This is a genomic window from Hymenobacter crusticola (assembly GCF_002154225.1).
Lineage (GTDB): Bacteria > Bacteroidota > Bacteroidia > Cytophagales > Hymenobacteraceae > Hymenobacter > Hymenobacter crusticola.
In genome coordinates this window covers 209,082-229,825 of the sequence record NZ_MTSE01000008.1, presented here as the reverse complement: position 1 = coordinate 229,825, position 20,744 = coordinate 209,082, and the positions used below count along the sequence as shown (strand labels likewise).

General features: G+C 56.1%; 17 protein-coding genes. 4 read left to right on the top strand and 13 right to left on the bottom strand.

Translation table 11 applies throughout. The features are described 5' to 3' along the window. Window positions 1-221 precede the first annotated feature (221 nt). A complete protein-coding gene (locus BXP70_RS16680; protein WP_086595238.1) occupies window positions 222-1,208 on the top strand; it encodes an arabinan endo-1,5-alpha-L-arabinosidase in 987 nt (328 codons plus the stop codon). 72 nt (window positions 1,209-1,280) lie between these two features. Here the strand turns inward: BXP70_RS16680 and BXP70_RS16675 are convergent, their stop codons facing one another. The 5 genes from BXP70_RS16675 to BXP70_RS16655 all read right to left on the bottom strand — a co-directional run bounded on the left by BXP70_RS16675 (window position 1,281) and on the right by BXP70_RS16655 (window position 9,518). Continuing rightward, window positions 1,281-3,032, bottom strand: coding sequence for a family 43 glycosylhydrolase (locus tag BXP70_RS16675; protein ID WP_179197720.1), 1,752 nt, complete (start codon window positions 3,030-3,032; stop codon window positions 1,281-1,283). A gap of 180 nt (window positions 3,033-3,212) precedes the next feature. After that, on the bottom strand, window positions 3,213-5,270 hold the full coding sequence (locus BXP70_RS16670; protein WP_086595236.1) for an alpha-L-arabinofuranosidase C-terminal domain-containing protein: 2,058 nt from the start codon (window positions 5,268-5,270) through the stop codon (window positions 3,213-3,215). Window positions 5,271-5,483: 213 nt separating this feature from the next. After that, a complete protein-coding gene (araA, locus tag BXP70_RS16665) occupies window positions 5,484-6,977 on the bottom strand; it encodes an L-arabinose isomerase (RefSeq protein WP_086595235.1) in 1,494 nt (497 codons plus the stop codon). A 105-nt stretch (window positions 6,978-7,082) separates the two neighbouring features. Continuing rightward, a complete protein-coding gene (locus BXP70_RS16660) occupies window positions 7,083-7,784 on the bottom strand; it encodes an L-ribulose-5-phosphate 4-epimerase (RefSeq protein ID WP_086595234.1) in 702 nt (233 codons plus the stop codon). A gap of 3 nt (window positions 7,785-7,787) precedes the next feature. Next, window positions 7,788-9,518, bottom strand: coding sequence for a ribulokinase (locus tag BXP70_RS16655; RefSeq protein ID WP_086595267.1), 1,731 nt, complete (start codon window positions 9,516-9,518; stop codon window positions 7,788-7,790). Between the two features lie 832 nt (window positions 9,519-10,350). On the opposite strand from BXP70_RS16655, the gene BXP70_RS29940 reads away from it, so the two are divergent. After that, window positions 10,351-10,506, top strand: a complete 156-nt coding sequence (locus BXP70_RS29940) for a hypothetical protein (RefSeq protein ID WP_179197719.1) — start codon at window positions 10,351-10,353, stop codon at window positions 10,504-10,506. 364 nt (window positions 10,507-10,870) lie between these two features. Here the strand turns inward: BXP70_RS29940 and murB are convergent, their stop codons facing one another. From murB to BXP70_RS16635, 4 genes are all read right to left on the bottom strand, one after another. Beyond that, window positions 10,871-11,899 (bottom strand): UDP-N-acetylmuramate dehydrogenase, encoded by a 1,029-nt coding sequence (murB, locus tag BXP70_RS16650; protein WP_086595233.1) that lies wholly within the window; start codon window positions 11,897-11,899, stop codon window positions 10,871-10,873. A gap of 19 nt (window positions 11,900-11,918) precedes the next feature. Next, window positions 11,919-12,893, bottom strand: a complete 975-nt coding sequence (locus BXP70_RS16645; protein WP_143436540.1) for a hypothetical protein — start codon at window positions 12,891-12,893, stop codon at window positions 11,919-11,921. 104 nt (window positions 12,894-12,997) lie between these two features. Continuing rightward, window positions 12,998-14,407: a sugar MFS transporter gene (locus BXP70_RS16640; RefSeq protein ID WP_086595231.1), complete on the bottom strand. Its 1,410-nt coding sequence runs from the start codon at window positions 14,405-14,407 to the stop codon at window positions 12,998-13,000. A 141-nt stretch (window positions 14,408-14,548) separates the two neighbouring features. Then, window positions 14,549-15,286: a methyltransferase domain-containing protein gene (locus BXP70_RS16635; protein WP_086595230.1), complete on the bottom strand. Its 738-nt coding sequence runs from the start codon at window positions 15,284-15,286 to the stop codon at window positions 14,549-14,551. A 222-nt stretch (window positions 15,287-15,508) separates the two neighbouring features. Between BXP70_RS16635 and BXP70_RS16630 the strand changes: the two genes are divergently transcribed. Both BXP70_RS16630 and BXP70_RS16625 read left to right on the top strand, forming a co-directional pair. Then, window positions 15,509-16,705, top strand: coding sequence for a THUMP domain-containing class I SAM-dependent RNA methyltransferase (locus BXP70_RS16630; protein ID WP_086595229.1), 1,197 nt, complete (start codon window positions 15,509-15,511; stop codon window positions 16,703-16,705). A 72-nt stretch (window positions 16,706-16,777) separates the two neighbouring features. Then, window positions 16,778-17,734 carry an ADP-ribosylglycohydrolase family protein gene (locus BXP70_RS16625; protein ID WP_086595266.1) on the top strand — a complete coding sequence of 319 codons (957 nt, stop codon included), beginning with the start codon at window positions 16,778-16,780 and terminating at the stop codon, window positions 17,732-17,734. On the opposite strand, the gene BXP70_RS16620 is transcribed toward BXP70_RS16625, so the two are convergent. From BXP70_RS16620 to BXP70_RS16605, 4 genes are all read right to left on the bottom strand, one after another. Further along, window positions 17,725-18,450 (bottom strand): hypothetical protein, encoded by a 726-nt coding sequence (locus tag BXP70_RS16620; protein WP_086595228.1) that lies wholly within the window; start codon window positions 18,448-18,450, stop codon window positions 17,725-17,727. The genes BXP70_RS16625 and BXP70_RS16620 overlap by 10 nt on opposite strands. 26 nt (window positions 18,451-18,476) lie before the next feature. Beyond that, window positions 18,477-18,863, bottom strand: coding sequence for a hypothetical protein (locus BXP70_RS16615; RefSeq protein WP_086595227.1), 387 nt, complete (start codon window positions 18,861-18,863; stop codon window positions 18,477-18,479). Between the two features lie 88 nt (window positions 18,864-18,951). Then, a complete protein-coding gene (locus tag BXP70_RS16610) occupies window positions 18,952-20,271 on the bottom strand; it encodes a helix-turn-helix domain-containing protein (protein WP_086595226.1) in 1,320 nt (439 codons plus the stop codon). Between the two features lie 104 nt (window positions 20,272-20,375). Then, entirely contained in the window at window positions 20,376-20,726 is a 351-nt protein-coding gene (locus tag BXP70_RS16605) for a four-helix bundle copper-binding protein (protein WP_086595225.1), read from the bottom strand. Window positions 20,727-20,744: the final 18 nt, after the last annotated feature.

The following is a 20,744-nucleotide window of genomic DNA, read 5'->3' as shown; positions in this document are numbered from 1 at the left end:
CACGCTTAGAAGCTGCTACACAATCAATTATCCCAAACTCGCCTCCGTCCAACATTGTATTTTATGGCTACTCTCAACCGAAAGCGGGTTAACTTAATAAATTGGAAGTATAAACGCCAGTTAGATCTTACGAAACCGCTGATTTACCTGCATAGCGCAGAAATTGGCGAAGAAATCTTACTTGGCAACGGCTCACACAATCGTTTATGTAAATTTTTACAATGAGGCAGAAATTGTTCTTTTTCGTGTTGCTACTGCTCAGCTTTCCGGCATTGGCCCAGAACACGACCTCGCTTATTCCGGCCCACGACCCAGTCATGATTCGGCAGAACGGCACGTATTATATGTTCTGCACTGGGCGGGGCATCGCCGTGTGGTCGTCGAAAGACCAGAAAAACTGGAAGGCGGAGAAGCCGGTGTTTGCCACGGCCCCAGCCTGGGCCGTGCAAGCCGTGCCGGGCTTTCGTGGCAACCACATCTGGGCGCCCGATATTTCCCTGCATAATGGCGTTTACTCATTGTTTTACTCCGTATCGGCATTCGGCAAGAACACCTCGTGCATTGGCCTCGCTACCAACAAAACCCTGGACTCTAGCTCGCCCGATTTTAAGTGGGTTGACCACGGCAAGGTGGTGCAGTCGGTACCGGGCCGGGACATGTGGAATGCCATCGACCCCAACCTGATTCGTGACCAGGCGGGCACCCCCTGGATGTCGTTCGGCTCCTTCTGGGAGGGCATCAAGCTCGTGCAGCTCCGCCCCGACCTCACCGCTCCCGCCGAGCCCCAGCACTGGCGTACCATCGCCAGCCGTCCTCGCGACCCGAAACTAACGGATTCTTTGCCCGGCGACGGCGCCATTGAAGGCCCGTTCATTTTCCGCAAGAACGGTTACTACTACCTGTTTGTGTCGTTTGATTACTGCTGCCGCGGCCCCAAAAGCACCTACAAAATCATGGTGGGCCGCTCCAAGGAAGTTGCCGGCCCCTACGTCGACCGCGAAGGCAAGCCGCTGGAGCAGGGCGGCGGCACGCAAGTGCTAGCCGGCGACGACAAGTGGTATGGCCTAGGTCATAACTCCGTGTATACCTTCGATAACACTGACTACCTCATCTTCCACGCCTATGACGCCGCCGACCAGGGCAAGCCAAAGCTGCGCCAAGAGAAGCTAGGTTGGGATGCCCAAGGCTGGCCGCAGGTGCAATTGTAAGCCCTACTTAGAACGTAAAAAAGCCGCTCTGCAAATTTGCAGAGCGGCTTTTTTACGTAGTGCAGCGACGCTTTACTCCACGATGATTTTTTTGGTCAGCAGGCCGCTGTTGCTTTGCAGGCGCACCAGGTATACGCCAGCGGCTAGAGGCTTATCAATAGCAACTTCCAGCTTCTCCTGCGGGCCGAACAGTTGTTGAGAAACTCGCTGCCCTTGAGCATTCAGTACTTCAACGCGCACCTGGCCAGTGGGCTTCAAGTGACCTAGGTCGACCGTAAACTTGCCCTGCGTAACGGGGCTAGGATAAATGGCTAGTTCCGGCAGCCTTTGCGCCATGTTGGCCGTCACGATGGGGGTGCTAAGTGTCCAGCGCTGGCAGGTACAGCCGTTGTAGTCCCACAAACCTAGCTGCACCCCGGCGTTTTGGGAAGCGCCGGGCACTTCCACGACCCGGTTGCCATTCACCGACGACAACACCAGCGCCCCGTTGCTGGCTCGCTCGACCTTGAACTGCTGACACAGCAGGCCGCTGTACGCATTCAGCTGCAACCTAGCAGCTAGGTAGGGCGAGCAGCTCGCCACTTCGGCCGCTAGGCCCCCGAGGGCGTTAGTAATTTTGTACTCCCCGTTGCCGAGCGGGGCAAAATCCCATTGCTGACAGGCTAGGCCTGCTCTATTGCCCTGGGCAATGGCCTGCCCGGCCACGCCGGTACAACCCCAGGCATCCCACACTTTGCCGCTGTTGCTGCTTGTGATTTCGTAACGCCCCGCGGCCACCCAGTCGCGGGTGAGCACGGGCCACTGCGCCGCGTCCCACTGTAATGAGGCTAGGCTCAGCTTAGGCGCTCCGTTTTCGAAGCCTTCGTAATAATGATGGCTGACGTAGGTTATGCCATTTTCCTGGTAAATGCCCACTTGGCCCGGCCCAATATAATGCCCAGCCGTAGCCAGTAGGGTCGTGCCACCACCATTGTTCAGGTTCATACCATTCTTATCCACGTACGGGCCCGTGGGGCTGGTAGAGCGCCCAATCTGGATGTTGTAAGTACTATTTATCCCTTGGCAGCAAGCGCCGCGGTTGATGAACAGGTAGTAATAATTGCCGTTACGAATCACGTAAGGCGCTTCCACCCCGCCGTTAGCCAAGGCATATTGGGTAGCTAGGTCTGTCGGCTTGCCGGTTATTTTATCCAGCTGGGTCATTCGAATGCCACCAAAGAAGGAGCCATACGTGAGCCACAGGTTGCCGCTGGCATCTTCGATAAGTGCTGGGTCGATGGCGTTGACGGCGCTGCTGGCATTGGTCGACACCACTTCGCCCTGGTCTTCCCACTTGTAGTTGGGGCTGGTTGGGTCCAGTGTCACGTTGGTAGCTAGGCCAATAGCCGATACCTTAGAACCGAACGTGGAGCATGAATAATACAGGTAATATTTCCCGTTCATAAACTTGCACTCCGGCGCCCAGAAGTTGCCCGCGAAGCCCGGTACCTTCGCGTTGATCCAGCTCGGCCAAGTACCGAGAGCGAAAACTGGGCGCGGCGCCGGCGTCCAGCTAATCAGGTCGGTGGAGTACATCCCGTATACCCCGTCGCCAGTCGTGAAGATCCAGTAAGTGTTGCCACTCTTCACAATAGTACTTGGGTCGTGTGCGCCGTTGGCACCTTGCAATGCGTAAGCGTGCTGAACAGCAAGGGAGCAAAGTAAAAAGAAGGACACTACCACTCGGCGGTAGGCGAAACCTAGCCACTCAACCTGTGGTAAGAGCGCTGCCTTGCCAGTAATAGCCAAGCGGTGAAGCTTGGCGGAAAGGGTAATAATTTTCATGTAGGATGGGATTTGGTGGTAAGAGAAGGAACATGGAAATGCGTACTGGCAAAGAAGTGTGGAAGTAAGATTGGACGACTCGTGTAGGAGCTTACCGAGGAGGCGAATACAAAATGGGCTGGAAAAAGACGTTCTTATCTTCTCCCAGCCCATTAACCTAGCTAGCTTGTACGCTTGCTTTTATTTGTTCGGAATACGCAGCACCGTGAAGGAGTTAGGGGCTAGCGTGTAACTCATTGTTGGTGAAGAGACTTTGAAGGTTTCTTCTTTGGGAGCTAGGTACATCGGTTTGTCAAGGCTGTTTTCGGCCTGCAAATCATCGCTGGCCATCACCGTAGCCTTTACGGTTTGGCCTACCTTCTTCACTCCAGCCAGGTTGATTTTTACGGGCCGGGCCGAGGTTGAGTAGTTCACCAGCTTTACCACAATTTCGTTGGTGGTTTTGTCGGCGACGGCGCTAGTAAAGAGGTTATCCTCGCCGTTTTTGTTCGTTACGGGCAGCATGGTCGTGCCTTTGTTTACACTGAACAGCTTCTGCACGTAGTAATTCGGCGTGCCGTAGGAGCGCAGGTTGTCCATCCAGATAAGGTTGGGCGTCCATTGCCAGGCATCTACGTTGGCGAAGAGCGGGGCGTACGACGCCATTTCTACTACGTCGGCGTTGCGCTCTAGGCCCGTCATGAAGGCGGCTTCCGAGATGGCGCAATCCCAAGTGTTTTTGTTGCGGGGGCTAGCAATTGCTACGCTTTGGGCGGCATACTCTCCCGCAAAAATTTTCGGCCCAGTGCGCGGGTAGTTGTCGTAGCGACCTACGTTCTGGCGGAACCACTCGGGCTTGGCGTAGTAGTGCTCATCGATAAAGTCGGCACCAAGCTCCCGGAACCGAGTGGTGGCAGCTTTGAAGCGTTCATCGCCTGGGTCAGGACCCGCGCTGGAAACCAGCTTGATATTGGGGTATTTCGCTTTGACGGCTTTGGCAAACAGCTCGTACCGCTCATAATACTGAGGGCCCCATTGCTCATTACCCGCCCCAATCATCTTGAGGTTGAAGGGTGCTGGGTGGCCCATCGCAACCCGCTTAGCACCCCAGGTGCTCGTGGCGGGGCCGTTGGCAAATTCCACCAGATCCAAGGCATCCTGAATAAATGTTTCCAAGGTGATTTCGTCGGCGCTGTGCACATGCGTATCAGCACTGGCATTCGGACCGCCCTTGGGAGTGGTTGCGCTGAGCGGAGCTAGCTCGGCCGAATTGAACTGGCACGCCATGCCGATGTTCAGGATGGGCAACGGCTCGGCGCCAATGTCTTCAGAGAGCTGAAAGTACTCGAAGAAACCTAGGCCAAACGACTGGTAGTAATCGGGCGTGTAGCGGTGGGTAAACTCGGTGTTCCAGCGGTTGATCAGCGACTCGCGGTCATTCACCGCGCCAATGGTTTTCTTCCACTGGTAGCGCTGATCCAAGGTCCGGCCCTCCACGATACAGCCACCGGGGAAGCGCAGGAAACCGGGTTTCATATCCTTCAGGAGCTGCACCAAGTCGGTGCGCAAGCCGTTGGGGCGGTTCTGCCAGGTGTCCTTCGGGAACACCGATACCACATCGAGGTCAGCCGTGCCGGCACCGTCCATCACCACTTTCAAGTGGGCTTTGCTGCTGGTAGCGGAGGGCTTCAGCACAGCCGTGTACTGCTTCCACTCCCCCGTCAGGCCCGAAACTTGGGCTTGGGCTAGCGCCTGGCCTTTCTCGTCTTCCAGAATCACGCGCAAGCCGCTCACGTTGCCAGCCCCACGCCGAGCGTACACGGAGAAGTTATATTCGGCATTTTGCTTCACGCCCATGCCCCGGAAGCCTTCGTTGATAAAGCCGGCATCGGGGCTACTCGCTTTGGCCGTGAGGCGTAGGTAATGGTTATTGGTAGCACTCAGAGGCTGCTGACCTAGGATGGTGTACTCCGAGAGAGCGGCGCCACCTCTGATGGCTTTCCAGCCAATAAGGTGGTCATCTGTTTCAAACGACTTGTTCTTCACCAGTTCCGGGTAAAGCCCTCCGTCGGCACCAAAGTTAATATCCTCGAAAAACAAGCCGAACATCGACTTGGGCACCGCCGCGCCGGGCTTGTTTACCTGCACCGTCACGGTGGTAGGCGTGCCGGTTTGGGCTGCTGCCGGGTTGGCTACCAGACTACTGATAGCTAGCCCCAACGGCAAAAATGACGAGTAAGGAGACGAACGTTTTATCATAGGGCAAGAGCAGGTTAAAGAGCGGGAATTCTTGTGGGACTGAGCGTTACAGAACGCAGGCAGAAAATAGGTAAAAGACAAAAGACCGTCATGCTAAGCTTGCTGAAGCATCTCTACCGCTTCGTTCTCACATGCTGGATTACTATTGCAGTAGAGATGCTTCGACAAGCTCAGCATGACGGTCTTTGTTGAACCTTCAAGCTAGCTTTCCGCTTAGTAGCGGCCACCGAAAGCGGCTTCGTTAGCGCGCAGCTCGTTTTTGAACGTGCGCAGCTTCGTGTCGCCGTCGATTACCACGAACTCGATACCGGCCATTTCGGCGAAGTCTTCGAGGTACTCGGTGGTCAGGTTCTGGCTGTAACCGGTATGGTGGGCACCGCCGGCCAAGATCCAGGCAGCTGCGCCGGTAGCTAGGTCGGGCTTCACTTTCCACAGCACGCGGGCTACGGGCAGGTTCGGCAGATCTTGCTCAGGAGCAACGGCTTCTACTTCGTTCACAATCATGCGGAAACGGTTGCCCATGTCGATAAGCGTGGCGTTCAGCGCGGGGCCGGCGGGGCAGTTGAACACCAGACGCACTGGGTCGGCTTTGCCGCCGATACCTAGGGGGTGAATTTCCGCGCGCACTTTGCCTTCGGCAATCGAGGGGCAGATTTCGAGCATGTGCGAACCGAGCACTTGGTTGTTGCCGGGCGCAAAGTGGTAGGTGTAATCTTCCATGAAGGAGTTGCCGCCGGGCAGGCCCGCACCCATCACTTTCATGGCGCGCACCAGGGCCGACGTTTTCCAGTCGCCTTCGCCGCCGAAGCCGTAGCCTTCGGCCATCAGGCGCTGCGTGGCAATGCCGGGCAGCTGCACCATGCCGTGCAGGTCTTCGAAGGTATCCGTAAAGCCTTTGGCGCCCGTGTCTTGCAAGAACTTGCGCATGCCGGCCTCGATGCGGGCCGCATCGCGCAACGATTCGCGCTGACTACCAGCTGCTTGCAGCGTGTCGGCTAGCTCGTACTGCTGCTCATATTCCGCAACAAGCGCGTCTACTTGCTCCTCTGGAATAGCGTTTACCACGGCTACCAAGTCGCCGATTCCGTAGGTATTCACGGAGTAGCCAAACTTGATTTCGGCTTCTACTTTGTCGCCTTCAGTTACGGCTACGTAGCGCATGTTGTCGCCGAAGCGGACAAACCTAGCGCCCTGCCAATCGGCCCAGGCGCACGCCGCGCGGGCCCACACGCTCAGTTGATCTTGCACCGCGCCATCTTCCCAATGGCCCACTACTACCTTGCGGTTCAGGCGCATACGCGTGCCGATGAACCCAAACTCCCGGTCGCCGTGCGCCGATTGGTTCGTGTTCATGAAGTCCATGTCGATGGTGCCCCACGGAATGTCGCGGTTGAACTGCGTGTGCAGGTGGGCCATCGGCTTTTGCAGAATCTTCAAGCCGTTGATCCACATCTTAGCCGGCGAGAAGGTGTGCATCCAGGCAATCAGGCCCACGCAGTTTGCAGTGGTGTTGGCTTCCTGAATCAGCTTATAGATTTCATCGGGGCCAGTCAGGATGGGCTTGTATACAATCTTGATCGGCAGCTTGCTGTCCAGCGCTTCCGCAATTTGCTGCGAGTGTTGGGCTACTTCTTTCAGCGTTTCGGGGCCGTAAAGGTGCTGGGTGCCGGTGATGAACCAAGCTTCGTACTGCGAAATGTCAATCATGGGTGAATGGGTGATGTAAAGAGGGTTGTGTCCTGCTTGGCTTGCGCCTTCCTTCGGTTCGGCAAGCTCAGCAGGACGTTCTTATTTTTCAAAAACCTAGCTAACCTAGCTCTGACCGTAGTAGGAATTGACGCCGTGTTTGCGCTCGTAATGCTTGCGAATCAAGGCGTCTTTCAGGCGCGGCACATCGGGGCGGAGCGTGCAGCTGAGGTAGGCCATGCGGGCTACTTCTTCCAGCACGGCGCTGTTGTACACGGCCTTTTCCACGGTTTTGCCCCAGGTGAAGGGGGCGTGGTTGCTGAGCAGCACCATCTCCACTTCCTCCGGCGAAATACCGCGGCGCTGAAACTCATTCATGATCTGCCAACCCGTTTGATGCTCGTAGTCGCCGGCAATCATGTTGTCGTCCATGGGCGGCGCGCACGGGATGTCGGCGGTGAGGTGGTCGGCGTGCGTGGTACCTAGGATCGGAATATCGAGTTGGGCCTGCGCCCACGCCGTGGCGTAGGTGCTGTGCGTGTGCACGATGCCGCCGATGTGCTCCCAGTGGCTAAACAGCACCGCGTGCGTCTTGGTATCCGAGGAAGGCCGTTTGGTGCCCTCCACAATTTTGTTGGCGAAGTCAACGATGACGATGTCCTCGGGGCGCAGCGTATCGTAAGGCACGCCGCTGGGCTTGATGGCAAATACGCCGTGCTGGCGGTCAACGACGCTGGCATTCCCGAAGGTGAACAGCACGAGGCCTAGCTTCGGCAACTGCATATTGGCCTCGTAGCAGGCCTGCTTTAGATCTTGGTACTGACTCATGCGTTATACTTCGTCAACTAAGGTAGTTTCGGCAACTTCGCCCTCGCGCAGCGTGATATCTTCCACGAAGCGGCCGAAGGCCTGGTATTGCTCGTAGCGGGCTTGGTAATCGGCCACGCTGGCGGGGTTGGGCTCGTAGGTTTTGGCAAAGCCGCTGCCCATGGCTTTTTGGGCGGTCAGCACGTCGGGCTGCACGCCGGCGGCCACGGCCGCGTACATGGCGGCGCCAAGCGCTGGTGCCTGCTCCGACACCGCAATTTTGATCGGGCGGTTGAGCACGTCGGCTAGGGTCTGCATCACGAAGTCCGACTTCTTGGCCACGCCGCCGATGCCAATCACCTGCTTGATCGGAATACCTTCCTCCTCAAAACGCTCCACGATTTGCTTCGAACCGTAGCAGATGGCTTCTACCAAGGCCCGGAAAATCTGCGGGGCGCTGGTGCCCATGGTCAGGTTCATGATGGCGCCTTTCAAGCCTTGGTTGGCGTCCGGCGTGCGGCGGCCGTTCACCCAGTCGAGGGCTAGCACGGCCGATTCTTCGGGGTTCACCTGCGCGGCGGCTTTGGTCAGCTCCACAATCAGCTTGCTGCTCATTTCCTCGCGCAAGGCCGCTTGTTGCTCCGGCGTAATCACCGAAGACGACGACAGCACGTTCTGTAAGGGCCACTCCAGCATCTGGCGGAACCAAGCTAGCAAGTCGCCAAAGGCCGACTGCCCAGCTTCCAGACCGAGCATGCCCGGAATGACAGAGCCATCTACTTGGCCGCAGATGCCTTGCACCAGCTTCCCTCCTACCTCGTCGGAAGGCGCCACTACGATGTCGCAAGTCGAAGTACCCATTACTTTCACCATCGAGTAGGCCTCGATTTCGCCAGCCACGGCGCCTGCGTGCGCATCGAAGCTGCCCACGGCCACCACGGTGTTGGTAGTCAGACCTAGGCGCTGGGCCCACTCTTCGGAAAGGTTGCCAGCGGCCTCGTCGGCGGTGTAGGTTTCTTGGTAAAGGCGGCCGCGCAGTTCAGCTAGCTTCGGCTCTAAGTGTACGATGAACTCTTCAATAGGCAACCCGCCCCAGCTCTCGTGCCACATAGCCTTGTGACCAGCGGCGCAACGGCTCCGCTTGAAATGAGCTAGGTCGCCGCCCGTGAGCAGCAGCGTCATCCAGTCGCAGTGTTCCATCCACGAGTGCGCGGCTTGGGCTACGGCCTCATCCTCGCGCACGATGTGCATGATCTTCGCCCAAAACCACTCCGAGGAGTAGATACCACCTTCGAACTTCGTGAAATCCTCCCCGCCCCAGGTGCGGGCTTTCAGGTTGACCTCAGCCGCCTCTTCCAGCGCCGTGTGGTCTTTCCAAAGCACGAACATGGCGTTCGGGTTTTCCTCGAAGCCGGGCGTGAGGGCTAGGGCTACCCCTTTCTCGTTCACCGGGCCGGGCGTCGAGCCGGTGGTGTCGACAGCGAGGCCCACGATCTGCTCCGCCGGTACCGACTGCGCTACTTTGCGCACCGTCGCTTCCAGCCCCTCGATGTAGTCGAGGGGGTGCTGGCGGAACTGGTTGTGGATGGGGTTGCAGTACTGCAAGGTTTTCCAGCGCTGGTAGTAGTGCACGGCCTGAGCCACTTCCTCCCCCGTGCGGGCGTTAACGAGCAGGGAGCGGACGGAATCGGTGCCGTAATCGACCCCAATTACATAGGCGTCCGTGCCGGCCGCCGTTGAATCTGTGTTTTGCATGCCCAAATTGGCTTTGGCTGTGTTTTGATTGAATAATTGATTTTGAAGCAGTTGCAATGCCGACGACACAAGTCGAAGAAGTGTTTTAGAGTAGAGCAACAGAAAAGGCTAGCCAACACTACTTTTCAGCGTCTGCGGCGCCTGCACCTGGGTGAAGCTTATCCCATGTTAGGTAAACAAGAAGCGAAAAGTAGAAACTCCAATCAAATTACACAATCGATTGAGTAAAAGAGTCTACATAATTATATATAAGTACATGACAGACAATCTATTAAAACCTTTCAACTTCGTTGAGTTAGGTCGTTGAAAACGTATCGCCACCTCCTCCCCAGACAAAACAGCCGTTCTGACTTGCAACCTAGGATGGCTGTCGGCGGGAGCTACTTAGCTTCTCGCTGTCTGTAGTCAAGGTTCTTTTTAAGCGCAGGGTTGATACCGAAATTGTAGTAAATGAGAATAAGTGCCTAGGTCTATTGCTAAGCTCCACTATATTGCGGGCACTTTATAGGCAAGGCGTGTTTGTAGCCTAGTTATTCCTTTTTTGATTGTGCAGGGCTACACTGCCGTCAAGCTTATCTCGGGCGTAATGGCACTTTATCTGGCTCACAGTCTCTACTGGCGCAACTAGCCAATAGAAACGTGGGGAGGTACCCTACCTTCCTGGCAGCCCTGTAAGCCGTTTTGCCTACTCTTTTTTGCTGCACTGCTCAAATGGGGGCAGTTAGCATCGCACTTTATCGTTTTGTAACAAAACCTACTCACTTCTTATTCGTGGGCAAGGTGGCACGATAGGTGAGGTCCTACTGCCCATACCCTCATCTTACAATCAACCATGCTACAACGCTTACTGCTTCTGCTTCTTACCACGCTTGCCATGCAAGCGTGCACTACTCCGCGCGCTGGCAGCGAGGAAAAGCCAGTTACCCACAGCGTAGAGCACGACCCACGAACTCGTACCCAGGAGCCAACTCCGAGCCGCGTTCGATAAGTTACAAAACTCATTGGTTGCCTGTTTGCTCCTCTTTTGTAGAGCGTGCCTGGCATTGTGCAGCCAGTTTTCTAGGTTCTTTATATAGCAGAAAAGCCCCGATCAAAGATCCGGGGCTTTTACTTACCATACCACGGCACCTGGAGAAGTGCCTTTGGATATGCTACATTCAAAACGCGTGCCTATATTTAAAAATAAATATATTTAGGTTAATTAAAGTCAACGAAAAGCGTCTGCGTACTCCTAGAGGCTTGTTTGTGGCGCTGCCGTGCGTGCTTTTTTCATGCTCAGCCGGAAGCAGCTTTTGTAGCTAGCGAAGAAAACCTAGGTTCCTGGCGAAATTCTATCGACAGGATACTTGCGCTTACATGATGTTCACTTCAGGATGCAGCTCCACGCCGAATTTTGCGCGTACAGAGGTGATAATCTCTTGCGCTAGCATCTGAATATCGGCGCCTTGTGCCCCACCATGATTTACCAGAACTAGGGCCTGCCGGTCGTGCACGCCGTGGGCGCCGCGGCGGACGCCCTTCCAGCCGCCCCGCTCAATGAGCCACGCAGCAGGCACTTTCACGCCTCCCGGCACGGGATAACCCGGCAGGTCAGGGTATTCGGCTTTAAGAGCATCATACTTGGCCTGCGAAAGCTCCGGATTTTTAAAGAAGCTGCCGGCATTGCCTATTTCGGCGGGGTCGGGTAGCTTGCTGCGGCGGATCCGCATAATGGCTTCGCTCACGTCGGCTGGCGTCGGCTCTGTTTCCAAGCCCATTTCTTCCAAGGTGGTACGGATGGCGCCGTAGCTCACGTTGAGTTGGTGCTGCCGGTGCAGGCGCAGCACTACCGCCGTCACGATGTACTGGTTCTTGAGTGTGTTTTTAAACACGCTTTCCCGGTAACCAAAGCCGCATTCGGCACGCGTAAACATGCGCAGATGGCCTGTGCTCATCTCTACTGCTTCGAGGTGTTCAAAAGTATCTTGCAGCTCAGCGCCGTAGGCGCCAATATTTTGTAGCGGCGCGGCGCCCACAGTCCCCGGTATCAACGACAGATTCTCAATGCCGCTCAGGTTTTGGCTGAGCGCATATTCCACCAAGCCGTGCCACGACTCGCCAGCCCCAGCCCGCACCAGGGCGGTATTACTGACATCGTCATGGCTGATTACTTCCAGCTCCCGGATCTCATTTTTCAGAACAACCCCATCAAAATCTTTGGTAAAGAGCAGGTTGCTACCTCCCCCTAGGATGAGCTTCTCGGCCTGTTGCACTTCAGGCAAGACCAGTAGTGCCCGCAGCTGCTCGACACTGGCAAAGCGGGCAAAAAGGCGCGCTTTGGCATCAATGCCGAAGGTGTTATAGGCACGGAGAGAAACGTTGGATTCAAGAGAAACAGGCATACAGGAAGATGATCATCGACTAACGCCGCAAAGGTAGCCGTTTGGGTGAGGCGGCTTTACTTTTCGGAATTGCTGGCGCAGGTAAAGTTGGTGGCGCTACTGGTAGCCCATCAATCTCGAAAGGCTCAAAGAGCACCCTAGGACCAAGCCGGTCGCCGAACCCTCTTATCTCATTAGGGAGAAGTACGTTGCTTACCGGCAATTCTAAACATTCTGAATAGTCAGCGGCAATGAGACCAACACCTGGTTTGTACCGAAACTCAACGGCACCTAGCCAACTACAGTAGGGTTCAGATAAAATAGGTGGAAACGACCAAAAGGTAAACTCCCCGTTTTTCTTTTCACCGAGAATAAGCTTTTGACCCAAAGCGCCGCCGAGCAGTGCGCCTCTCGGTTCAGCGGTATGATACTGCTCGAATTTTCTTTCTTCCTCCATGCAATCCTGCTTGGAAAACGGCCGCGCTCCGGTGTTGATCGTCACTACGTCGCCTTGGGTAGGATACCAAGTAGGCCGGTTACAGACCAGAAAGCATTCTGTTATTACTTCGTTGGTTGTAGTCCAGTAGCGGCCGTTTCGCTGGACGATAGGAGATACATTGGGCAGGCGAGTAAAAGGAGTAAAATCAGGCATATCCTCTCGCCAGTACTTAAGCAGCGCGTGATAGTAGTAGCTACTCAGTTGCGCTACAGATAGGAGTTTACTCTTCGGAATCGTATCTAACTCAATGGGTATCCACTGTACTTGACCTAGGTTTTGCGCGGGGGTGCGCCGCCAGTGAAAGGGCAGAACGGCCATAGATAACAGAAGCTCGTCATTCAGCCGAACCCGCATCATGTCGATGGAATGAGCTGAGTGAGCCGTGAGTGCTCGGTAGGCTTGCACCTGTTTCCTGGGCACCTGGATATTTATGATATCCAGAAAGTAGGGTTTATCGCCGACTTGCTTCCGCGCCTTCACCTCGTGCACTGGAAACTCCGGATCGTTTAATAGCACAAAGTAGTGCTGTTTTATTTTCAGTTCGGGCGGTTCAGGCTGAGCATAGGCTAGGCCTATGCTCAGCCACAACACGATAAACCAACAGCAATGACTTGCCATACCTACCGCACCCGGTATCCGCTCACGGCGTAGTACAGCAAGTAGGCATAACAAAGCGCCGGCAGCATAAATGCCACGCGCAAGCCCCCGCCATGCGTAGCCACCCAGCCCATGAGCGGCGGAATGATAGCGCCCCCCACGATGGCCATAATCAGATAAGAGGAGCCTTGTTTGGTGAAAATACCTAGGCCCTTAATAGCCAACGGGAAGAGAACCGGCCACATAATAGAATTGCAGAAGCCACAAAGCACCACCATCCACAGCGCAGCTTCGCCGTGCGAGAAGACGGAGGCCAGCACTAGGGCTGCTCCCGCTGCGCACACTCCCGTCAGCAGCAGCCGGTCGTTGAAGCGGCGCAAGAGCGGAATGCCCACGATACGCCCGACCATGGAGCCGAACCAGTACGACGACACCAGCACCGCCCCTACGGCTTTGGTGAACCCAACCGTGGTGTCGATGGGCGCGGGCGACTGGCCAAAGAGAATAGCAAAGGCATTGGTGGCGACATTCAGGCCACGTACCAACGCTTGCGTGAAGTCGCTGAGCTGGCTGATACCCTGCGATTCACCGTAGCGGATCAGGAAAGAACCCAGGCCCACCTCAACGCCTACGTACAGAAAAATAGCTCCAATACCGAGCACCAAATGGCGAAAATCGAGGGCCGACCGGCGCCCCTGTCCGGTAGCTGGCATGTCGGCCGGCGCGCTATCATCGGCCGGGATGCTCTCGATATCAGGCAGGCGCAGCAGAAAGAAAATGCTGGCTAACACCGCCAGGAACACCGCCAACCCTAGGTAAGGGGTCTTAACCAGCGCGGCTTCTTCCGTGAGGCGCCGCTCCAAGGGCAGGGCAGCCAAACGGGCTTTTAGTACGGCCGAGCCGCCAAACAGCAGCATGCCCCCGAGCAAGGGTGAGATGGTACCCCCCAGGTTGTTGGCCACGCCCACAATACTCACCCGGCTAGCCGCTTGCCGGGCGGAGCCGAGCACGGCTACGTACGGATTGGCAGCTACCTGAAGCAGCGTCACGCCCGCCCCTAGCAACCCCAGCGCGGTCAGAAACAAACTGAACGTGCGCGAGTTAGCTGCCGGTACAAAGAGCAGGGCCCCGCCCGCCATGACCAACAGGCCGAGCACGATCCCGCGCTTATACCCCACTTTTTCCAAGATACGCCCCGCCGGCAACGACATCAGAAAGTACGCCCCAAAAAACGCCGATTGCACCAACGAAGACTGCAAATCCGTGAGCTGACACACGTCTTTGAGGTAGGGCATCAGCACGTCGTTGAAGTTCGTGACGGACCCAAATAAGAAGAACAAGGCCGTCATGGCGGCCATAGGCACGAAGTAGCCGCGTGTCGTTTCGGCGCTGGTAGTAGCAACCGTTGAGGAAGGAGAAGTAGGAGCAGCCATGCAGACGATGAAAGATGCGGCCGTGTGGCCGCACGAGTAATGTTACAAATTTTAGCCTATTGGCTGGCGCATCAGCAGTGTATAAATCAGCGCAACCAATTAAGGGTACCTAGGGTTGCCCTTTTCTAATTAGCGCTTGATTCATTCTTTCATGCATATCAAAACTTTTTCATTTGGCTTGAAGCCAAAATAATTATCAGCTGCTTCCGTATATTCTCTGAGTTCAACGTTAAATCCACATTGCGTTAATCTGCTAACAAGACCATTTACTGAATAAATACGCACATGATCTTCCTGGCCGAAATGCAGCAACCTAGCCTTTTCCGTTTTAATTGAATAATTTTCGTAAATGTCACCCTCTTTAAAAGGCGTCTGCACAATACAGGATCCTCCCTTTTTCAGGACTCTGTACAATTCCTGCATGGCTACCATATCCTGCTCGATATGCTCCAGAATATGGTAGCACAGGATCAGGTCGTAACGCTCGTTTCCCTCGTCGATCTGCGTTATATCATACTGAAAATCAGAAATAAAATCACCCGAAAGATCAGTACTGGCATACGTTATGGTGGTATTCTGTTTCAGTATTCTGTATAAACTTCTGGAGGGCGAGAAATCCAAAATGCTTGTTCCCGCCTTAATAAACTGGCCAGAAATAATACTCCACAATCGTCTGTCCCGTGCCAAACTACCGCAATACGCGCATAGCTTATCATCTCCCAACGCTATAAACCTTTGTGATTTTTTAGCGCACACCACGCATTGATACGTAGTGCCTTTGTATAGCTGATAAAGCAAGAATCTAAAAAACGGCTCGTATTTAAATAAAGCCTGCTTCGTAACTACCGTTTTTACTGCCTGCTTTATTGTAGTGTACATAGATACGTTGCTATTATCAGCACGAGTAGTTAGTTCGCTGCCGCTCCAGTAGCTTGTAGCGGTATGCAGGCGCGAGTACTCCGCTCGCCTGAGCAGCTGCTACCCACAGCACACCCAGGCAAGATAGGCGCTCCTTCCCGGAAACCGGTGTTTTGGGGCAGCAAATAGCTATTGGCCGCTCAACATTGCCGACCTTTGCGCGCTCACTTACCCTTTTGCTCGATGGCTGATAACCGCCGCTCTGCCTCCTTTTACATGACTGCCACTACCCAGTTTGGGCTGGAAGAAGTACTAGCCCATGAGCTACAGCAGCTTGGGGCCACCATCGACCGGGTGGGGCAGCGGGCCGTCGAGTTCAGCGGCAACAAGCAGTTACTCTACGAAGCCGTGCTGTGGTGCCGCACGGCCATGCGCATTCTTAAGCCGTTCGCCGGTTTCTATGCGCGTGACGAAAAAGCGCTTTACCGCGAAGTGAGCCGCATAGATTGGCAGCAATACATTCGTCCGGACCAGACGTTTGCCATTACGGCCGTGGTAAATAAGTCGAGCTTCGAGCACTCGTTGTTTGTGGCCCAGCTCACCAAAGATGCCATTGTGGATCAGTTTCGTGACCGCACGGGTCAGCGCCCGAGCGTGGACGTGAGGAACCCCGACATCCGCCTGCACCTGCACATGCTGGAAAATGAGGTGACGCTGAGCCTCGACGCGGCCGGCGACTCGCTGCACCGGCGCGGCTACCGCCAGGGCACCAACGTGGCGCCACTAAACGAGGTGCTGGCCGCGGGCTTGCTCCTGCTCACGGGCTGGGATGGCCGCAAAACCCTCATCGACCCGATGTGTGGCTCCGGTACGCTGCTCACCGAGGCCGCGCTTATCGCCCAGCACATTGCCCCGGGCCTGTACCACCAGGGCAAGTTTGGCTTTGAGAATTGGCCTGATTTCGACCAAGCACTCTGGGATTCGGTGCAGCTCGATGCGCGCCAAGCTAGGTTGGAAGAGCCGCAAGCCTACCTAAGTGGCTCCGACCTTTCGGGCGAATTCATCAACCTAGCCCGCCAGAACGTGGCCGCGGCGGATCTAGAAGACTTCATTCGCCTCTCGGTGCGCGACGTGAAAGACGCTAAGGCGCCGGCCAAAGAGGCGCCCGGCATCGTCATCATGAACCCGCCCTACGGCGAGCGAATTGGGGAGGAAGCGGAAATGGCCGCGCTGTACAAAATCATCGGCGACACGCTGAAAGGTGGCTTTCAGGGCTACGACGCTTATATTTTTACCGGCAACTTGGAGGCCGCCAAACGCATTGGCTTGAAGACCTCGCGCCGCATTCCACTTTACAATGGGCCGATTGATTGCCGGTTGCTGAAGTACGAGCTGTACCAAGGCACACGAAAGCCCAAGACAGACGCAAATCAAGCTTGATCATTTAGCGCTAATCAGCTTCTACACAATTGATTCTATCCTTATAATCACTTGCTCGTAGGCCACACCTTTATGTCTACTTATCATACTGTGGAAGCCCAAATTCGCGCTTCGTTGCTAGGGTTAGCGGTTGGGGATGCCCTAGGGGTTCCTGTGGAATTTGAGAGCCGCGCCCGGCGCAAGCTCGACCCGGTTGTCACGATGCGGGCGTATGGTACGCACAACCAGCCGGCCGGCACGTGGTCGGATGATGCTTCGCTTACGTTTTGCCTGGCGGAAAGCCTGTGCCACGGCTACGACCTAAGTGATCTGAGTCGTCGCTTTATCAATTGGTACGACCACGGCTACTGGACCGCCCACGGCGTGATGTTCGACGTGGGCATCACGACCCGCGAAGCCATTCAGCGCTTAAAAGCCGCGCCCGATGTACTTGCAGCGGGCCGCACCGATGAGTATAGCAACGGCAATGGCGCCCTGATGCGCATTTTGCCCCTAGCTTTCTCCCAGCCAGATGCGCTGCTACAAGTTCGTTTTCAACTGATTCAGGAGGTCTCAGCTCTGACGCACGGGCACATCCGCTCGGCTGTGGCTTGCCTGCTGTATTTGGAAATAGCAGCGCACCTACAAGCAGGTCTTTCCCCTGCCAACGCCTACGAGCGATTGTGCCAGGAAGCGCCTAGCAAGCTTTACGAGTTGCAGATCCCAGCTCATGAAGCGGACAAATTTGAACTTGTCCTAAGCGGCCGACTGGCTGATGTGCCTCAAACAGCTATCAATAGCAGTGGCTACGTGCTGCACACGTTGGAAGCCGCGCTCTGGTGTCTGTTGCGCCACGAGACGTACGCGGAAACGGTGCTGGCGGCCGTCAACCTAGGTGATGACACCGATACTACTGGTGCCGTAGCCGGTGGCCTCGCCGGGCTGTCTTATGGCGAAGCAGCTATTCCGGCGGAGTGGTTGCAGGTGTTAGTACGCCGGTCTGACATTGAGGATCTTAGCCATCGACTGGCCCTCGTTGTTCAGCGCTGAAACTGGTATTCGTGGCGCAGCAAAAAGGTAGTATCGCCTTGAAAACGCACTTCCTTGCGTACCGAGTACTGCCGGGCCGCCAACAACACGGTGCGCCGCACGGTAGCCCGCTGGTTGTTATCGGTCCCCTCCCCGACCAGCACTAGTTGCACGACGCGGCGTGGCAACAGCCGCTTTTGCTGCACCCGCATCAGCAGGCCGTCCCACTCGATTTGCGTACCGTTGGCTTGGAGGCGTAGCTGGTCGGCGCCTCTCACTTGCTTGCCATTAGGCTCACGGTACACGTAGTTGAGCGTCACGACTTGCGGGGTGGTTTCGGTCGCGCTTAGCTGCGTAGCGAGCGTGACGAGTTGCTGATTTTGGTAGTCTCGGTAGGTAAGTGCACCCTGCCAGTCGGCGCGAAGCAGCGGCTTAAGATCGGCCCTGGTCACCGTACTTGGCTCGGCTGTGCCCTGCGCCTGGGCGTATGGTAGCGTCAGGCAGCTTAAGGCAGCTACGGCTCCTAGGGTAGCAACTTGCTGCACGAACCAATTTGGGGCGCCCAGTTTGCTTGAGCGCGCCAGCGGCTTAAGCCACTCGGTGGTCGTGGTCAGGTTGGTCAGCTTCGACCAAGCGGCCCCAACGGCAATCGACAACCTGAGGTGCACACGAAAAAGAGAATAAATCAGGTCACGAGCCAATGGCCCGGGTGTGGAAGCAAGCAGTAGCTTTTGCATAGTGAAGTAGCTAATGAAACCTAGGCTTAGCGGGAGGCGGTGGGTTCGTAATCCATGCGCAGCTTTGTGTCGCCAGTGATGCGCAGGTCGAGGTGGGCTTGCTGGACGGTGGGGTTCAGCAGTACGGCCGAGGAACCGGCGCCAAAGCTCAGGGTAGCGTGCTGACCGGGCGCCAGCGTGGCCTTCCCGAAAATGCCACCGCCTTTGGGCCGTTCTTTCACGACCACTGCCTCGGAGCCCTTGTTGTGCGCGGCGACTTTGAAGGAGCCACGTTGCCCGCCGCCGAGCACAAACTGCTTGCCCGGCTCAATGAATAAATCGGAATGGATACTGCGGGCCCAGCAGGCGGTGGCTACCAGAAGCAGCACACCTAACAGGCTCGTTAGCAGGCGGGCACGAATTACAGTTGTCATCGTAAAGGAAGCTAGGGTGAAACAGTAGCCAAAGGAAGGGCCACCCGTTTCGCCTTGCGCCCCGATTTACGACCTAGGACGTCCCAACTTATACATTGCGCCGAGCGGCCTCGCTAGGTGTAGTGCCGCGCAGCTTGCGAAACACGCGGTTGAACGTTGACTTGGAGTTGAAGCCCGATTCCAGCGCCACGGCCAGCAGCGTATAGTGCCGCAGTTGGGGGTCGCCTAGCTTCTGCTCAGCTTCCCGCACGCGGTACTCGTTCACAAAGTCGTTGAAGTTCTGCCCGCATCCGGTGTTAATGACCCGCGACAACCAGGAGGTATTTGTCCGCAGTTGCGCAGCTAGTTCTTTCAAGGTCAGTTCAGGAGCCAGATAAGGGCGCGCCGCGTCCATGTGCTTAAGCAGGCGCTCCGTCCAGCGCCGTAGCTCCGGGTCGGCTTCGGCAGCACTTGCGGGTTCGGCTTGCGTCAGAACGGCCGCTAGGGTTTCGCTCGACCCTAGCGTGGCGTCCGCTGGCAATGCAAGCGGCATGGGGGAGTTAGGTTCCGCTTTCACCGCTGCGGCGGCTACCTCCGGCGGGTGCGCCTCTGTTGCTGCGGGCGCGGGCGAAAAGTGAAGCGGTGCCGTCAGGCGATGATTGGCGAGCAGCCCGGCGATGCTCAGAAAATAAATCAGAATGCCCGTGAACAGGTATTCGTACCACGCTTGGACATAATTAAGCGGGAGCACGGTTGCGTTTACCACCTCGAATGCCAGCGTGACCGCCACGCCCATCAGCACGGCTACCACCACATTGCGCAGCCACACAAAGCGAATGTGCTCCGTATCCGAGAAGTTATCGTTGATGTACTGCCGATAGGGCTGGTAATCACGCAAGGTCAGCACGGCGTACCAAACGATGGACGCGTAGCCAAGCACCTCGGGCCAGAAGCGAAACGGAGTCGTTTGGAGCCAAATCGCCAGTGTGCCCTTCGTATCGAAATGCCCACGCAATGGTTGACCCAGCACGGTGTATTCCCAGCCTATATCGTAGCCGAATAGCAGCAGCCGCCAACCTAGGTACAGCAAGGCCGGGACGAAATGCCACCAGTCGCGCCGCGAGAAGTGAAACTCCTGGTTCGTGAGGCTGCGAAAGTAGAAATACAGCGCCGGCCCAACTGCCAGCCAGTTGCTGAACGGAAAGTAAAACATGAAGGTGCTAAACGCATCGTGCGAATCGTACCAGCCGGCAAACCCGAGCATCCACTGCGCCACCCGCGCCACGTTGAGCAGCAAGAGCAAGGCTAGCCAACCATCGGCCGGCGTGCCATGCTGCCGGCCGCGCGTGAGCAGCACTACGCTCACTACCACTCCCTGCACAAAGCAAGGCAGCAGCAACACACTGTAGACGCTGAAAATGAAAGGCATACCACAAAGCTACGTCCGTGCAAATAGACATTGCTACCTTTCGTTTCCCTGAACACCTAACAACGGTCCGTCCTGGGGAATGAATCTGTCTCCTTCGCGGCTACCTAGGCTGCAAATTGCTGGCAAGCGTCGGCGCACTTGCGGCAGGCGTCGGCGCAGTATTGGCAGTGGTCGTGCTGGTGCTGGCCGCACTCGTCGGCGCACTTCTGGCAGATTTCAATGCACTCCTTGATGACGTGCGGCGCGTGCTGGGAGCCACGGGCAATAAACGCAGACGTAAGGCGACAGATGTCGGCGCAGTCCCGATCTAGCTCGATACAGGGCACCATCATTTGGGGGTTGTTCTCGTGCAGGCAAGCGGCGGCGCACATTTCGCAGGCGGCAATGCAGCGAGCTAGGGCATCAAGAATGGTTTGGTTGGCTTGCAGGTTGGCAATGGTTGCAGACTGATTCATCCTGTAGTGTAGATTAAA

What these genes read in the sequence shown, in the direction of transcription:
- BXP70_RS16680 (WP_086595238.1), top strand. Translation starts at nt 222, where the DNA reads ATGAGGCAGAAATTGTTCTTTTTCGTGTTGCTACTGCTCAGCTTTCCG.
- BXP70_RS16675 (WP_179197720.1), bottom strand. Translation starts at nt 3,032, where the DNA reads ATGAAAATTATTACCCTTTCCGCCAAGCTTCACCGCTTGGCTATTACT.
- BXP70_RS16670 (WP_086595236.1), bottom strand. Translation starts at nt 5,270, where the DNA reads ATGATAAAACGTTCGTCTCCTTACTCGTCATTTTTGCCGTTGGGGCTA.
- araA (WP_086595235.1), bottom strand. Translation starts at nt 6,977, where the DNA reads ATGATTGACATTTCGCAGTACGAAGCTTGGTTCATCACCGGCACCCAG.
- BXP70_RS16660 (WP_086595234.1), bottom strand. Translation starts at nt 7,784, where the DNA reads ATGAGTCAGTACCAAGATCTAAAGCAGGCCTGCTACGAGGCCAATATG.
- BXP70_RS16655 (WP_086595267.1), bottom strand. Translation starts at nt 9,518, where the DNA reads ATGCAAAACACAGATTCAACGGCGGCCGGCACGGACGCCTATGTAATT.
- BXP70_RS29940 (WP_179197719.1), top strand. Translation starts at nt 10,351, where the DNA reads ATGCTACAACGCTTACTGCTTCTGCTTCTTACCACGCTTGCCATGCAA.
- murB (WP_086595233.1), bottom strand. Translation starts at nt 11,899, where the DNA reads ATGCCTGTTTCTCTTGAATCCAACGTTTCTCTCCGTGCCTATAACACC.
- BXP70_RS16640 (WP_086595231.1), bottom strand. Translation starts at nt 14,407, where the DNA reads ATGGCTGCTCCTACTTCTCCTTCCTCAACGGTTGCTACTACCAGCGCC.
- BXP70_RS16635 (WP_086595230.1), bottom strand. Translation starts at nt 15,286, where the DNA reads ATGTACACTACAATAAAGCAGGCAGTAAAAACGGTAGTTACGAAGCAG.
- BXP70_RS16630 (WP_086595229.1), top strand. Translation starts at nt 15,509, where the DNA reads ATGGCTGATAACCGCCGCTCTGCCTCCTTTTACATGACTGCCACTACC.
- BXP70_RS16625 (WP_086595266.1), top strand. Translation starts at nt 16,778, where the DNA reads ATGTCTACTTATCATACTGTGGAAGCCCAAATTCGCGCTTCGTTGCTA.
- BXP70_RS16620 (WP_086595228.1), bottom strand. Translation starts at nt 18,450, where the DNA reads ATGCAAAAGCTACTGCTTGCTTCCACACCCGGGCCATTGGCTCGTGAC.
- BXP70_RS16615 (WP_086595227.1), bottom strand. Translation starts at nt 18,863, where the DNA reads ATGACAACTGTAATTCGTGCCCGCCTGCTAACGAGCCTGTTAGGTGTG.
- BXP70_RS16610 (WP_086595226.1), bottom strand. Translation starts at nt 20,271, where the DNA reads ATGCCTTTCATTTTCAGCGTCTACAGTGTGTTGCTGCTGCCTTGCTTT.
- BXP70_RS16605 (WP_086595225.1), bottom strand. Translation starts at nt 20,726, where the DNA reads ATGAATCAGTCTGCAACCATTGCCAACCTGCAAGCCAACCAAACCATT.